The following is a 13,900-nucleotide window of genomic DNA, read 5'->3' as shown; positions in this document are numbered from 1 at the left end:
GCTTCGTTCATCCAACTCGCCGGTGTCTTCCGGGGCTTGACGCCCTGTCCGACGTTTCAAACTCTAGCCGATCTCCGCTCCGAAAAGCGAATCCGACCGCAACCCGATAAAACGAGCACGCCGAATAAGCCCCAGGCCGTCACGCGAAAAAGCGAAACGACCGGCACGAACTGGAAGTGGTGTTTCAGAGGATTGGCTGCCCCGGGACCGTCCGCGCAATGCGTGTCCGGTGCTCCCTGCCAGGCAGCTCGAAGAACTGTACGCGCTTCCGCGCCCGGATGCAAACGTCGTGCAAAGACGGCCGGCCGGACCCCGGGGAGAGGGGTCCGGCCGGTGGAGCCGTGCGGATCAGCTGTTGGTGGGGAAGCCCAGGTTGATGCCGCCGTGCGACGGGTCCAACCAGCGCTGGGTCACGGCCTTGCCCCGGGTGAAGAACTGGACGCCGTCCTGGCCGTACGCGTGGGCGTCGCCGAACAGGGAGGCCTTCCAGCCGCCGAAGGAGTAGTAGGCGACCGGGACCGGGATCGGCACGTTGATGCCGACCATGCCGACCTCCACCTCGAACTGGAAGCGCCGGGCCGCGCCGCCGTCGTTGGTGAAGAGGGCGGTGCCGTTGCCGTACGGGTTGGCGTTGATCAGCGCCAGGCCCTCCTCGTACGAGGCGACGCGCACGACCGAGAGGACCGGGCCGAAGATCTCGTCGTTGTAGACGGACATGCCGGGCTTCACGTGGTCGAACAGCGTGGGGCCGAGCCAGAAGCCGTCGGCCGTCGGGGAGCCGTTCCTGTCCTCGGCGGTGACCGGGTGCTTGCGGCCGTCCACGGCGAGCTCGGCGCCGTCGGCGACCCCGGACTCCACGTAGGAGGTGACCTTGTCCCGGTGCTGGCCGGTGACCAGCGGGCCCATCTCGGAGTCGCCGTTGCAGCCCGGGCCGACCTTCAGGGTGGCGATCCGCTGCTTGATCTTGTCGACCAGCTCGTCGCCGATCGGGTCGACCGCAACGAGCACGGACACCGCCATGCAGCGCTCGCCGGCCGCGCCGAAGCCGGCGTTGACGGCGGCGTCGGCGGCGAGGTCGAGGTCCGCGTCCGGCAGGACCAGCATGTGGTTCTTGGCGCCGCCCAGGGCCTGCACGCGCTTGCCGTAGCGGGTGCCGGTCTCGTAGACGTAGCGGGCGATCGGGGTGGAGCCGACGAAGCTGACGGACTTGACGTCCGGGTGCTCCAGCAGGCGGTCGACGGCCACCTTGTCGCCGTGCACGACGTTGAAGACGCCGTCCGGCAGGCCGGCCTCCTTCCACAGTTCGGCGAGGAAGTTGGCGGCGGACGGGTCCTTCTCCGAGGGCTTCAGCACGACGGTGTTGCCGGCCGCGATGGCGATCGGGAAGAACCACATCGGCACCATGGCCGGGAAGTTGAACGGCGAGATGATCGCGACCGGGCCGAGCGGCTGGCGGATCGAGTAGACGTCGACGCCGGTCGAGGCCTGCTCGGTGAACCCGCCCTTGACCAGCTGCGGGATGCCGCAGGCGTACTCCACGACCTCCAGGCCACGGGCGATCTCGCCCAGCGCGTCGGAGTGCACCTTGCCGTGCTCCGCCACGATGATCGAGGCCAGCTCGTCGCGGCGGGCGTTCAGCAGCTCGCGGAAGGCGAAGAGCACCGTCGTCCGCTTCGCGATCGAGGCGGTGCGCCACTCGGTGAAGGCCGCGGCGGCGGCGGCCACCGCCTGGTCGACCTCGGCGATCTCGGCGAAGTCGACCTGTCCGGCGACCTGGCCGGTGGCCGGGTCGAAGATCTCACCGCGACGGGGGGCCGCACCGGCGGTGGCGACCGGCTTGCCGCCGATCCAGTGAATGATGTGCTTGCTCAAGGTCCGTCTGCCTCCGAAGTCCCGGGCGGCGTCCTGCCACCGGTCCGGTCTGGCGCCGCCGCGGGTGGGCCGGGCGACGGAAATCACGGGGCTACCGCGCTCGTCTCCCAGTCTGGTGGCCGCTCCGGCCCGGCTCAACGAACAGGCTGACGGGGATCGTGGATTCAGCCTTACAGGTCGTCCGGTCGCTCGGCCGAACGAGTGGACCCGCGGCGGGGCCTCAGGACTCCCCGTCCTCCGGCTCCTCCAGGTACGGGTCGTGCAGCCCGTCCGCCGCCTCCTGGGTCTCCAACAGGTCCAGCCGCAGGTCCTGTGCCCAGGCCAGCGCCCATCGCTTGAGTTCGTCCACCTCCCCGGCCGGGACACCCCGGGCGCGGAACCGCCCGTCCGCCGCCTCGGCGAGCGTCTCCAGCCGTTCGGCGAGCGCCGCGGGCTGGAAGTCCGGGTCCAACTCCCCCGCCAGCGCGAGCAGTTCACCCTCCCGGTAGCAGCGGGTGAGGGCGTGCACGTCGATCAGGTCGCGCGGCATGCCCCGGTCCACGAGCAGCACGGTGGTCAGCGCGGCCGCGTCCTCCAGGGCGACGACCGGCAGCACAAGCGGCGGCTCGTCCGGTCCGGGCGCACCGAAGTCGAGCCGGACCGGGCGGTGGCCCAGCGGCTCCTTGCGCAGCTCCACCGAGTGCGACCGTCCGCCGAGCGCCAGCCGGACGGTGAGCTGCTCCAGTCGAGGTGTGCCCGGCCGGTCGACGGCCCCGCCGCCCGCCGCCCGGTACGCCTCGCCCAGCGCGGCGGCCGCCTCCGGCAGGTCGGCGCCGCCGGTCGCCAGGGTCAGCCCGTCCTGCGGGCAGGCCGCGACACCGTGGGCGCGCAGCGCATGCCCACCGGCCAGGGCGAGGCCGTACCGGTCGCAGACGGGTGCGGCCGGCGCGGCCAGGCGCAGCTGGGCGGCGCCCGGGCGGAGGGGCGCGTCGACGGCGTGCGGGACGGTGGTCACGCCTCCAGTCTGACGCGGCCGCCCGCTCCGCGCGCCGCCGCCGGCTCGCGCCCCGAGGTTCCCCCACGCGCCGCCACCGTCGAGCGCCCAGGGATGCCCCCGGACGCCCCGCGGCTCACCAGCCGCTGAGCCTCGCCGCCGCCTCGTGCAGGGCGAGCTCCAGCAGCACCGGGTCGTTGAGCCGCCCGGAGCCGTCGGGCGGGACCAGCCAGCGCACGCCCGGGCTGCTGCGCTCGGGGTGCGGGACGACGATCCAGGTGCCCTTCCCGGCGCCGCGCACGCCGGTGCCGATCCAGTGGGCCGCGGTGCCGACGGGCACCAGGAAGCTCAGCCGCTCGCCCCCGAAGTCGGTGAGGACCGGGCCGCGGGTGCGCGGGTCCAGGACCTCCAGGGCCGGGCGGCCGAGCCGACCGGGGACGGAGAGGACGTCCCAGCGCCGGCCGGCCGGCAGCAGCACCAGGCCGAGCCCGCTGCGCTCCCACTGCTCCCGGAAGGATTCCGGGTCCGGTGCCACCTGGGCGAGCCAGTGCAGTCCGGTGGTCTCCATGTCGTGTCCCCGCTTCTCGCCGTTCGTACTGTTCGGAGACGGCGGGATGAACGAGACCCGCCGTCACCAGGGAGAGGCGGACGGCGGGTCCCGATTACACGACTGGGGGCACCCGACTGCGGGTGCGGGCACTTCAGCTGTCGAAGCCCAGCCCCATCCGGTCGAGGGTGCGCAGCCAGAGGTTGCGGTGGCCGCCGTTGCGGTCCGCCCGCTCCAGCGACCGGGTGGTGATCTCGATCCCGGCCCAGCGCACCGGCTCGGGCGGGAACGGCAGCGGCTTGCTGCGCACCATGTCCAGCGAGGTGCGCTCGGTGCGCCCGCCGGCGAGCAGGTCGAGCATCACCTCGGCGCCGAAGCGGGTCGCGCCGACGCCGAGCCCGGTGTAGCCGACCGCGTACGCGACCTTGCCCCGGTAGCCGGTGTCGAAGAACGCCGAGAACCGGCTGCAGGTGTCGATCGCGCCGCCCCAGGCGTTGGTGAAGCGCAGGCCCTCCAGCTGCGGGAAGCAGCGGAAGAAGTGGTTGGCCAGGGTGCGGAAGGTCTCCGGCCGCTGGTCGTACTCGTGCCGGACGTGGCCGCCGAAGTGGTAGACCGCGTCGTAGCCGCCCCAGAGGATCCGGTTGTCGGCGGAGAGCCGGAAGTAGTGGAACTTGTTGGCGCTGTCGCCGAGGCCCTGCCGCCCGCGCCAGCCGATCGAGGCGAGTTGTTCGTCGCTGAGCGGCTCGGTCATCAGCGCGTAGTCGTACACCGGGACGACGTACGGGCGGACCCGCTTGAGCAGTGACGGGAAGACGTTGGTGCCGAGCGCGACCTTGCGGGCGAAGACCCGACCGTACGGGGTGCGGACGGCCATGCCGCTGCCGTGCTCCCGCAGGTCGGTGGCCCGGGTGTGCTCGAAGATCCGCACGCCCTGGCCGAGGCAGGCGTCCTTGAGGCCCCAGGCGAGCTTGGCGGGGTGGACCATCGCCACGCCCTCCTTGTCCCAGAGCCCGCCGAGGAAGGTCGGCGAGTTCACCTCGGCGCGCACCTGGTCGGCGTCCAGGACGGTGATGTCGAGGCCGTACCGGGCGACCGCCTCGGCGACCTCGTGGAGCTCCTCGACCTGGTGGGGCTGGGTGGCGACGTCGATCTCGCCGGTGCGCTCCCACTCGGCGTCGATGCCGTAGCGCTTGAGGGTGGCCTCGATGCCGTCGAGGTTGGCGGCACCGAGGCGTTCCAGCTGGGCCAGTTCGGACGGCCAGCGGTCCAGGCCGTTGCCGAAGCCGTGGGTGAGGCTGGCCGCGCAGAATCCGCCGTTGCGCCCGGACGCGGCCCACCCGACCTCGTTGCCCTCGACCAGCACGACGTCCAGCGAGGGGTCGCGCTCCTTGGCGATGAGGGCGGTCCACAGGCCGGAGTAGCCGCCGCCGACGACCAGCAGGTCGCAGGTGGTGTCGCCGACCAGGGCGGGCAGCGCCGCCGGCCGGCCGGGATCCTCCAGCCAGAAGGGGGTGGGCCTGGCGTCACTGAGTGCGCGGGCGGAATCCATGCATTATCAGCCACTTTCTACGGATAGGTGATGGTTGTGCGTGCCACCGCTGTCGACCGTACGTCAGGCGGTGGCCTTCCGACGGTTGCCCAGCCACTGGCCGACGACGGTCAGCACGACGGCGGCGAGGAACATCGCGGTGCCGATGACGTTCACCTGCACCGGGATGCCGCGCTGCGAGGCGCCCCAGACGAACATCGGGAAGGTGACCGTGGTCGGCCCCGAGTTGAACTGGGTGATGATGAAGTCGTCGAAGGAGAGCGCGAAGCTGAGCAGCGCGCCCGCCGCGATGCCGGGCGCCGCCAGCGGCAGGGTGACCCTCAGGAAGGTCTGGGTGGGGGTCGCGTAGAGGTCCTGGGCGGCCTGTTCGAGCCTCGGGTCCATGCTCATCACGCGCGCCTTGACCGCCGTCACCACGAAGCTGAGGCAGAACATGATGTGCGCGATGAGGATGGTGGTGAAGCCGAACGGGATGCGCATGTTGAGGAAGAGCGTCCCGAGCGAGGCGGCCATGACCACCTCGGGCATGGCCATCGGCAGGAAGATCATCGCGGTGGTGGCCGAGCGGCCGCGGAAGCGGTAGCGGGCCAGCGCGAAGGCGACCATGGTGCCGAGCACGGTGGCGCCGATGGTGGCGAGCACCGCGATCTGCAGGCTGAGCGAGAGCGACTGGCACATGTCGGCGACGCCGCAGGGGTTGGTCCAGGCGTCGGTGGAGAACTCGTTCCACTCGTAGTTGAACTTGCCCACCGGCTTGTTGAACGAGAAGGCCAGCACGACCAGGTTGGGCAGCACCAGGTAGGCGAGGGCCAGCAGGCCGGCCAGCACCACCAGGTGGGCGCGGATCCACTTGAACATCCGGGACATCAGACCAGATCCTCCGTCCCGGCCTTGCGCATGTAGACCGTCACCATGCCCAGGATCAGGGCCATCAGGATGAAGCTCAGCGCGGCCGCCGTGGGGTAGTCGAGCACGTTCAGGAACTGCTTCTGGATGCCGTTGCCGACCATCTGCTCGCTCGGCGAGCCCAGCAGCTGGGCGTTGATGTAGTCGCCGGAGGCCGGGATGAAGGTCAGCAGGGTGCCCGCGACCACGCCCGGCAGCGAGATCGGGAAGGTGACCTTGCGGAAGGTGGTGAACGGCCGGGCGTAGAGGTCGCCGGCCGCCTCGTGCAGGCGCGGGTCGATCCGCTCCAGCGAGGTGTACAGCGGAAGGATCATGAACGGCAGGAAGTTGTAGGTGAGGCCGCAGACCACCGCGAGCGGCGTGGCCAGTACCCGGTCGCCGTCGGTGAGGCCGAGCAGGTTGGTGACGTCCAGGACGTGCAGCGCGTTCAGCGCGCCGACCACCGGGCCGCCGTCGGACAGGATGGTCTTCCAGGCCAGGGTGCGGATCAGGAAGCTGGTGAAGAACGGCGCGATGACCAGGATCAGGATGACGTTGCGCCAGCGCTTGCTCGCCTTGAAGGCGATCGTGTACGCGAGCGGGTAGCCGACGGCCAGGCAGAGCACGGTGGCGACGGCCGCGTAGGAGAACGAGCGCAGGAAGTGCCACTTGTACTCGACCAGGGCGTCCCAGTAGGTCGAGAAGTGCCAGGTGACCTTGAAGCCCTCTTCGAGCGAGCCGGTCTGCAGCGAGGTCGAGCCCTGGTAGAGCATCGGGACGGCGAAGAAGATCACCAGCCAGGCGATGCCGGGCAGCAGCAGCCAGTACGGGGTGAGCTTGCGCCTGGGCTTCGCCCCCGGTTCCGTGCGGGGGCCGCCGTCGGGGGGTATCGCCTGGGGCGGCGCGGCCGGGGCGGTGGCGGTCATGCGGCCTCCTCCGCGGTGCCCGCGTCGATCGCCTGCGCGGCGTCCAGGGCGAAGGAGTGGGCCGGGTTCCAGTGCAGTCGGACGGCGGCGCCGGGGACGATCCGGGCGTCGCGCTCCATGTTCTGCTCGAAGACGGTGACCTCCTGGCCGCCGTCGGTGCGCACCACGTACTGGGTGGAGACGCCGATGAAGCTGGAGTCGAGCACGGTGCCGGTCAGCCGGTTGCGGCCGTCGGCGACCTGCTCGGAGGCGTGGGTGATGGTGATCTTCTCCGGGCGCACGCCCAGGTGGACGCGCTTGGCGTCGGTGGCGCAGCGCGCCTTCGGCACCGTGAGGCGGGCGCCGGCCGCGCTGAGCAGCAGGTCGCCGCCGTCTGCGCCGGTGACCTCGGCGGGCAGCAGGTTGGACTGGCCGAGGAAGTTGGCCACGAAGGTGGTGGCGGGGTTCTCGTACAGCTCGGCGGGGGCGCCCAGCTGCTCGACCCGGCCGCCGTTCATCACCGCGATGGTGTCGGCCATGGTCATGGCCTCCTCCTGGTCGTGGGTGACGTGCACGAAGGTGATGCCGACCTCGGTCTGGATCCGCTTGAGCTCCAGCTGCATCTGGCGGCGGAGCTTGAGGTCGAGCGCGCCGAGCGGCTCGTCCAGGAGCAGCACCTGGGGGTGGTTGATCAGCGCGCGGGCGACCGCGACGCGCTGCTGCTGGCCGCCGGAGAGCTGGTGCGGCTTGCGCCGGGCGTACTGGCCGAGTTCGACCAGCTCCAGCATCTCGTCGACCTGCTTCTTGACGTCCTTCCGGCCGCGCCGGCGCAGGCCGAAGGCGACGTTCTCGAAGATGTCCAGGTGCGGGAAGAGCGCGTAGCTCTGGAAGACGGTGTTCACCGGCCGCTTGTACGGGGGCAGGGCGGTGACGTCCTGGCCGCCGATCAGGACGGTGCCGGTGGTGGGCTCCTCCAGGCCGGCGATCATGCGCAGGGTGGTGGTCTTGCCGCAGCCGGAGGCGCCGAGCAGGGCGAAGAAGGAGCCCTGCGGGACGGTCAGGTCGAGCGGTTGGACGGCGGTGAAGGAGCCGTAGGTCTTGCCGATGCCGGTGAGCCGGACGTCGCCGCCGGCGGCCGCGTCGCGCTGCTGGTCTGTCATGGGGTGGTGTCTTCCTGGGTTTCTCTGCCGGGAGTCGGGGGTCAGGCGCCGATGAGCTTGGAGAACTTCTGCTCGAAGTCGCTCTCCTCGCTCTCGGAGAGCGTGCGGAACACGTGGGCCTTGACCGCCATCTCGGGGGTGGGTACGACCAGCGGGTTGGCCGCGGTCTCCGGGGCGATGCCGGCGAGCTCGTCCTTCATCCCGGTGACGGCGGAGACGAAGCCGATGCCCGCGACCAGCTGCGCCGCGATCTTCGGCTGATAGTAGAAGTCGATCAGCTTTTCCGCGTTCGTCTTGTGCCGGGCCTTGGCCGGGACCAGCATGTTGTCGGTCGAGGCGATGTAGCCCTTCTCCGGGATGACGAACTCGATGTCCGGGTTGTCGGCCCGCAGTTGGATCAGGTCGCCGCCCCAGGCGATGCAGGCCGCGATGTCGCCGGCCGACAGCTCCTGGCCGTAGTCGTTGCCGGTGAACCGGCGGATCTGCTTGCTGTCGACGGCCTTCTGCAGCCGGGCGACCGCGCCGTCGTAGTCGTCGGCGGTGAACTTCGCGCTGTCCTTGCCCTGGTCCAGCAGGACCATCCCGATGCTGTCGCGCATCTCGGAGAGGAAGGTGACCCGGCCCTTGAGGTCGGGGTCGTCCAGCAGCTGGGAGACGCTGGTGACCTGCTTCCCCTTGGTCGCCTTCCGGTTGTACGCGACGACGGTCTGGATGCCGGCCCACGGGTAGGAGTAGAGCCGACCCGGGTCCCAGTCGGGGGCGCGGAAGCGCGCGTCGATGTTGGTGATCGCGGTGGTGACGTTCGCCGGGGCGAGCTTCTGCGCCCAGCCCAGCCGGATCAGCCGGGCGGCCATCCAGTCGGTGAGCACCATCAGGTCGCGGCCGGTGTCCTGGCCGGAGGCGAGCTGCGGCTTGACCTTCCCGAAGAACTCGACGTTGTCGTTGACGTCCTCGTTGTACTTGACCCTGATGCCGGTGGCCTCGGTGAAGGCGTCCAGGGTGCCGTGCTTCTCCTTGTCCTTCTCGTCCGTGTCGATGTACAGCGGCCAGTTGGAGAAGTCGACCTCCTTCTGCGTCTCGGAGAGGTCCTTGGCGGCGTTCGCGGTCGAGTCGCCGGTCGCCCGCGGGGCCGCCGGGATGCCGCAGGCGGCCAGGGTGCCCGCTCCTGCGGTCAGCGCGGCGGCGCGCAGCAGGGTGCGGCGGCCGAGGGCGGCCCGACCACTGGTCAGGCTGCGTTCCCAGGCCCTTCGGACCGGTTCGGGCAGACCGTCGGTGAGCTCGTTGAACGCCATGGAACGGGCCTCCTGGGGGAGATGGGGTGTGGGGGCACCCGCTTGGGCCGGGGGTTATCTGTCTCCGAAGACGGTGCGGTGCCAGTCCTTGCGGGCCACCGCGGTGGTGTCGAACATGACGTGCTTCACCTGGGTGTACTCGTCCAGCGAGTACTGGGACATGTCCTTGCCGTAGCCGGACGCCTTGTAGCCGCCGTGCGGCATCTCGCTGATGATCGGGATGTGGTCGTTGACCCAGACGCAGCCGGCCGCGATCTCCCGGGTGGCGCGCAGCGAGCGGTGCACGTTGCTCGTCCAGGCGGAGGCGGCCAGGCCGTACGGGGTGTCGTTGGCCAGCCGCAGACCCTCGTCGTCGCCGTCGAAGGGCAGCACGACCAGCACCGGGCCGAAGATCTCGCCCTGCACGACCTCGCTGTCCTGGGCCGCGCCGGTGATCAGGGTGGGCAGGTGGTACGCGCCGCGGGTGAGATCGGTGCCGTCGTGGCCCTTCTCCGCGGGCCGGCCGCCGGTGACCACGGTGGCGTACGAGCGGGCGCGCTCCACGAAGCCGGCCACCCGGTCCCGGTGGGCGTACGAGACCAGCGGGCCGAGGTCGGTGTGCGGGTTCAGCGGGTCGCCGACCCGGATCGCGGCGTACAGCTCGGCGACCCCGGCCACGAAGGCGTCGTACAGCGGGCGCTGGACGTAGGCGCGGGTGGCGGCGGTGCAGTCCTGGCCGCCGTTGATCAGCGAGGCGGCGACCGCTCCGTGCACGGCGGCGTCCAGGTCGGCGTCGTCGAAGACCACGAACGGGGCCTTGCCGCCGAGTTCCAGGTGGGTGCGCTTGACGCTCGCGGTGGCGATCTCGGCGACCCGCCTGCCGACGCCAGTGGAGCCGGTGAAGGAGACCATCGCGACGTCCGGGTGCCCGACCAGGTGCTCGCCGGCGGTGCGCCCGGCGCCGGTGACCACGTTGACCACGCCGTCCGGGATGCCCGCGGCGGTGCAGGCCCGGGCGAACATCACCGAGGTCAGCGGGGTCAGCTCGGCCGGCTTGAGCACGATGGTGTTGCCCGCGGCGATCGCCGGGAGGATCTTCCAGGCGGCCATCTGCAGCGGGTAGTTCCACGGCGAGATCGAGCCGACCACGCCGACCGCCTCGCGCCGCACGTACGAGGTGTGGTCGCCGGAGTACTCGCCGGCCGCCTTGCCCTCCAGGTTGCGGGCGGCGCCGGCGAAGAAGGCGGCGTTGTCGATCGTGCCGGGCACGTCGAACTCGGTGGCCAGCTTGACCGGCTTGCCGGTCTGCGCCGTCTCCACCCGGGCCAGGTCGTCGGCCGCCCCCGCCAGGACGGCGGCCAGCCTGGTGAGCGCCTCGGACCGCGCGCCGGGGGTGGCCGAGGACCAGCCGGGCAGGGCGGCCTTCGCGGCGGCGACGGCGGTGTCCACGTCCTCGGTGGTGGCCAGCGCGACCTGCTCGACCACGCTGCCGTCGGCGGGGTTGACGACCTGGAAGGGTTCGCCGCTCCCCCGGGTCTGGCGGCCCGCAATGTACTGCGCGCCCGGGCCGAAGTCGGTCAGGTCCATCTGGTTCCTCCAAGTGCCGTGGTTCGACCGCTGCGGGGTCACGCGTCCGCGCTGGGGGTCTGCGGTCCCGCTGACCTTGCCTGCTGGGAGGTTGACGTGACAAGGGTCACTTCGACAACCTCGGCGCGAAGGGCCTTACAGGGTGCAAGGGTGCAGGCAGGGCGACAGGTCGTCTGGGGGATGGATGATTTACCTGACACCCTGATCACCCGGAGCCCCCGCTCCGGTCCCCACACGGCCTCCGGAGGCCCGCGATGCTCCCCACCGTCGCCCGAATCCTCGACCTGGACGTGATGCGGCGCGGCCTGCCCCAGGTGGTGGCCGGCGCCGACCACCTGGAACGGCCGGTCCGCTGGGTCCACGTCAGCGAGCTGCCCGACGTCGCCGGGATGCTCCGCGGTGGCGAGCTGGTGCTGACCACCGGCATCGCCCTGCCGGAGGACCGCGAGGGCCTGGCCCGCTACGTCCGCGAGCTGGACGAGGTCGGGGTGGCCGGCCTGGTCGTCGAGTTCGGGCGGCGCTACTTCGACTCGCTCCCCCGCGCTCTGGTCAACGCCGCCGAGCAGCGCGGGCTGCCGCTGATCACGCTCCGCCGCGAACTGCGCTTCGTCGCCGTCACCGAGGCCGTGCACGCCCTGGTGGTCAACGCCCAGCTGGAGCAGCTGAGGGTCTCCGAGTCGGTCCACCAGGTCTTCAACGAGCTGGTGGTGGAGGGAGCCGAGCCGCCCGAGGTGATCCGCCAGGTGGCCCGGATGGCCGGCGCCCCGGTCGTCCTGGAGAACCTGGCCCACCAGGTGCTCGCCCACGACGCCGCCGGACGCCCCGAGGCCGAGGTGCTGGAGGACTGGGAGCGCCGCTCGCGCGGGGTCCGCCCGGCCGGGCGCACCGGCCACGACCCGCGCAGCGGCTGGCTGGTCACCACCGTCGGCGCCCGCGGCCAGGACTGGGGCCGCCTGGTGCTGGTGCAGGAGCCCGGCCCGCTGCCCGAGGGCGAGCCCCACCCGCACACCATGCTGCTGGAGCGCGGCGCCTCCGCGCTGGCGCTCAACCGGCTGGTGGTGCGCGACCGGGAGAGCCTGGAGCGGCAGACCCACCGCACCCTGCTGTCCGGCATCCTCACCCACGCGCTGACCGTCTCCGAGGCGGCCCTGCGCGCCCAGGCCCTCGGCATCCCGCTGGAGGGCCGCCGGCTGGTCGGCGTGGTGCTGCGACAGCGGCGCGGGCCGATCCCGGCCGCGCTGGAGGCCCAGGCCCGGCTGCGCGACTTCACCGAGCTGGCCGCCGGCGCGGTCCGGGCCTGCCGGCTGACCGCGCTGGTCGGCGCGCTCGACGACGAGGCCGTCGGCCTGCTGATCGCCCTCGGCACCCAGCAGGACGAGCACGCCGCGCTGGACTCCCTCTCGGCCACGCTGCGCCGGATGTCGGCCGAGGCCGGACGGGAGGGCGGCGACCCGGCCGGCCCGGTGGTCGCGGTCGGCTCCTCGGTCGGCTCGGTGCGCGACGCCCGGCGCACCCTGCTGGAGGCCACCCAGGTCGCCGACGCCGCCCTGCACGACGCGCCCGGCGGCCGCAGCTCCTCCTACTACCGCCTGCCGGACGTCCGGCTGCGCGGCCTGCTCCACCTGCTGCGCGACGACGCCCGGCTGCAGACGTACGTGGAACGGGAGTTGGGCCCGCTGCTGGCCCACGACGCGGAGCACAACGGCCAGTTGGTGCAGATGCTGCGGATCTACCTGGAGCAGGGCCGGAACAAGTCGGCCGCGGCGGACGCCGCGCACCTGTCCCGGCCGTCCTTCTACGACCGGCTGCACAAGGTCGAGCGGATCCTCGGCGTGGACCTCGACCAGGTGGAGTCCTGCCTCTCCCTGCACGTGGCCCTGCTCGCCCTGGACGCGGTGCGCCGGTAGGACGGATCACACCCCGGTGATGCGGCCCCAGACCTTGTGCAGCTCGGGCCGCTCGGCCGAGGCGACGTCGCGCATGGTGTGCAGCCGGGCGCGCATCTCCTCGGTCGGGAAGACCAGCGGGTTCTCGGCGAGTTCGGCCTTCTCCTTGTCGCCGCTGTCCGCCAGCACCTCGCGGGCGGCCGGCACCGGGCAGATGTACTGGACGAACGCGGCGAGTTCGGCCGCCACCTCGGGCTGGTAGTAGTAGTCGATCAGCAGCTCGGCGTTGCGCTTGTGGGCGGCCCGGTTGGGGATCATCAGGCTCTCCGCCCACAGCTCGCCGCCCTCCTCCGGCACCACGAACTCGATGTCCGGGTTCTCGGCGGTGAGCTGGACGGCGTCGCCCGAGTACGCCTGGCAGGCGAGCGCCGCGCCGGAGGCGAGGTCGCTGGTGTAGTCGTTGCCGGTGAAGCGCCGGACGTGGCCGCTGTCGACCGCCTTCTGCACCAGGTCCATCGCCCTGCGCGCGTCGTCGTCGCTGAACTTCGCGATGTCCGCGCCCTGGGAGAGCATCAGCAGCCCGAGTGCCTCGTCCAGCCCTGCGAACAGCGTGACCCGGCCCTTGAGGTCGGGCGCCCACAGGTCGGCGGTGGACCTGATCTCGCGGCCGAGCGCCTTGCGGTTGTAGGCAATGCCGGTGATCCCGGACTGCCACGGCACGCTGCGCCTGCGCCCGGGGTCGAAGGCCAGGTCGGCGAGCTGGGGGTCCAGGTTGGCCGTGACGTTGGGCAGGTTGTCCCGGTCCATGGCCTGCACCCAGCCCAGCGAGACGTACCGCCCGGCCATCCAGTCGCTGATCACCATCAGGTCCCGGCCGGGGGCGGAGCCCTGGGTGAGCACCGGGCTGATCTTGCCGAAGAACTCGTCGTTGTCGTTGATGTCCTCGGTGTAGGTGACCTCGATCCCGGACTTCTCACTGAACGCGTCCAGGGTCGGGCGGCCGCCCGCGTCGTCGGTGTCGATGTACTGCGTCCAGTTGGAGAAGACGAGCCGCTTGTCGCTCTCCGAGCGGTCGGGGGCCGAGCGGCGGTCCTCGGCCACGTACGCGGACGGGATGCCGCAGCCGGTCAGCGTGCCGGCGCCGAGCAGCGCGGCACCGCCGAGCACGGAACGCCGGCGGACGGCACGGGAGTCGACGGGACGGCGGGTCAGGGTGGTGCGGCTGGGCATGAGCGGCCTTCCGGAGCGTGGGACGGCCCCGGGCA

General features: G+C 71.7%; 11 protein-coding genes. 1 reads left to right on the top strand and 10 read right to left on the bottom strand.

Going from position 1 to position 13,900, the window contains the following annotated elements:
• Positions 1-348: 348 nt before the first annotated feature.
• The 9 genes from ACGF0D_RS39565 to ACGF0D_RS39525 form a co-directional block, all read right to left on the bottom strand.
• Entirely contained in the window at positions 349-1,872 is a 1,524-nt protein-coding gene (locus ACGF0D_RS39565) for a CoA-acylating methylmalonate-semialdehyde dehydrogenase (RefSeq protein WP_392883764.1), read from the bottom strand.
• 220 nt (positions 1,873-2,092) lie between these two features.
• Complete coding sequence (locus ACGF0D_RS39560) at positions 2,093-2,866, bottom strand: nucleotidyl transferase AbiEii/AbiGii toxin family protein (RefSeq protein ID WP_392883766.1); 774 nt, start codon at positions 2,864-2,866, stop codon at positions 2,093-2,095.
• Positions 2,867-2,981: 115 nt separating this feature from the next.
• Positions 2,982-3,413, bottom strand: a complete 432-nt coding sequence (locus tag ACGF0D_RS39555; RefSeq protein WP_392924914.1) for a hypothetical protein — start codon at positions 3,411-3,413, stop codon at positions 2,982-2,984.
• Between the two features lie 133 nt (positions 3,414-3,546).
• Positions 3,547-4,941 (bottom strand): NAD(P)/FAD-dependent oxidoreductase, encoded by a 1,395-nt coding sequence (locus ACGF0D_RS39550; RefSeq protein ID WP_392883768.1) that lies wholly within the window; start codon positions 4,939-4,941, stop codon positions 3,547-3,549.
• 63 nt (positions 4,942-5,004) lie between these two features.
• Entirely contained in the window at positions 5,005-5,808 is an 804-nt protein-coding gene (locus ACGF0D_RS39545) for an ABC transporter permease (protein WP_224280157.1), read from the bottom strand.
• The gene (locus ACGF0D_RS39540; protein WP_392883770.1) at positions 5,808-6,752 is read right to left on the bottom strand and encodes an ABC transporter permease; all 945 of its coding nucleotides are present in this window, start codon (positions 6,750-6,752) and stop codon (positions 5,808-5,810) included. The genes ACGF0D_RS39545 and ACGF0D_RS39540 overlap by 1 nt, the downstream gene beginning before the upstream one ends.
• A complete protein-coding gene (locus ACGF0D_RS39535) occupies positions 6,749-7,891 on the bottom strand; it encodes an ABC transporter ATP-binding protein (RefSeq protein WP_392883772.1) in 1,143 nt (380 codons plus the stop codon). Before ACGF0D_RS39535 ends, ACGF0D_RS39540 begins: the two co-directional genes overlap by 4 nt.
• 41 nt (positions 7,892-7,932) lie before the next feature.
• Positions 7,933-9,183, bottom strand: a complete 1,251-nt coding sequence (locus tag ACGF0D_RS39530; protein ID WP_392883774.1) for a spermidine/putrescine ABC transporter substrate-binding protein — start codon at positions 9,181-9,183, stop codon at positions 7,933-7,935.
• Positions 9,184-9,237: 54 nt separating this feature from the next.
• Positions 9,238-10,749 carry a gamma-aminobutyraldehyde dehydrogenase gene (locus tag ACGF0D_RS39525; RefSeq protein ID WP_392883776.1) on the bottom strand — a complete coding sequence of 504 codons (1,512 nt, stop codon included), beginning with the start codon at positions 10,747-10,749 and terminating at the stop codon, positions 9,238-9,240.
• A 254-nt stretch (positions 10,750-11,003) separates the two neighbouring features.
• On the opposite strand from ACGF0D_RS39525, the gene ACGF0D_RS39520 reads away from it, so the two are divergent.
• Positions 11,004-12,656, top strand: a complete 1,653-nt coding sequence (locus tag ACGF0D_RS39520; RefSeq protein ID WP_392924912.1) for a PucR family transcriptional regulator — start codon at positions 11,004-11,006, stop codon at positions 12,654-12,656.
• A 6-nt stretch (positions 12,657-12,662) separates the two neighbouring features.
• Here ACGF0D_RS39520 and ACGF0D_RS39515 read toward each other — a convergent pair whose 3' ends face one another.
• Positions 12,663-13,865, bottom strand: a complete 1,203-nt coding sequence (locus tag ACGF0D_RS39515; RefSeq protein WP_392924910.1) for a spermidine/putrescine ABC transporter substrate-binding protein — start codon at positions 13,863-13,865, stop codon at positions 12,663-12,665.
• Between the last annotated feature and the right edge of the window lie 35 nt (positions 13,866-13,900).

It is taken from the genome of Kitasatospora sp. NPDC048298, assembly GCF_043201465.1.
GTDB lineage: Bacteria > Actinomycetota > Actinomycetes > Streptomycetales > Streptomycetaceae > Kitasatospora.
This window is presented reverse-complemented; position numbering and strand designations above follow the sequence as displayed.

Coding starts and splice junctions, on each gene's coding strand:
- ACGF0D_RS39515 (WP_392924910.1), bottom strand. CDS start 13,865: ATGCCCAGCCGCACCACCCTGACCCGCCGTCCCGTCGACTCCCGTGCC.
- ACGF0D_RS39535 (WP_392883772.1), bottom strand. CDS start 7,891: ATGACAGACCAGCAGCGCGACGCGGCCGCCGGCGGCGACGTCCGGCTC.
- ACGF0D_RS39530 (WP_392883774.1), bottom strand. CDS start 9,183: ATGGCGTTCAACGAGCTCACCGACGGTCTGCCCGAACCGGTCCGAAGG.
- ACGF0D_RS39550 (WP_392883768.1), bottom strand. CDS start 4,941: ATGGATTCCGCCCGCGCACTCAGTGACGCCAGGCCCACCCCCTTCTGG.
- ACGF0D_RS39545 (WP_224280157.1), bottom strand. CDS start 5,808: ATGTCCCGGATGTTCAAGTGGATCCGCGCCCACCTGGTGGTGCTGGCC.
- ACGF0D_RS39520 (WP_392924912.1), top strand. CDS start 11,004: ATGCTCCCCACCGTCGCCCGAATCCTCGACCTGGACGTGATGCGGCGC.
- ACGF0D_RS39540 (WP_392883770.1), bottom strand. CDS start 6,752: ATGACCGCCACCGCCCCGGCCGCGCCGCCCCAGGCGATACCCCCCGAC.
- ACGF0D_RS39555 (WP_392924914.1), bottom strand. CDS start 3,413: ATGGAGACCACCGGACTGCACTGGCTCGCCCAGGTGGCACCGGACCCG.
- ACGF0D_RS39525 (WP_392883776.1), bottom strand. CDS start 10,749: ATGGACCTGACCGACTTCGGCCCGGGCGCGCAGTACATTGCGGGCCGC.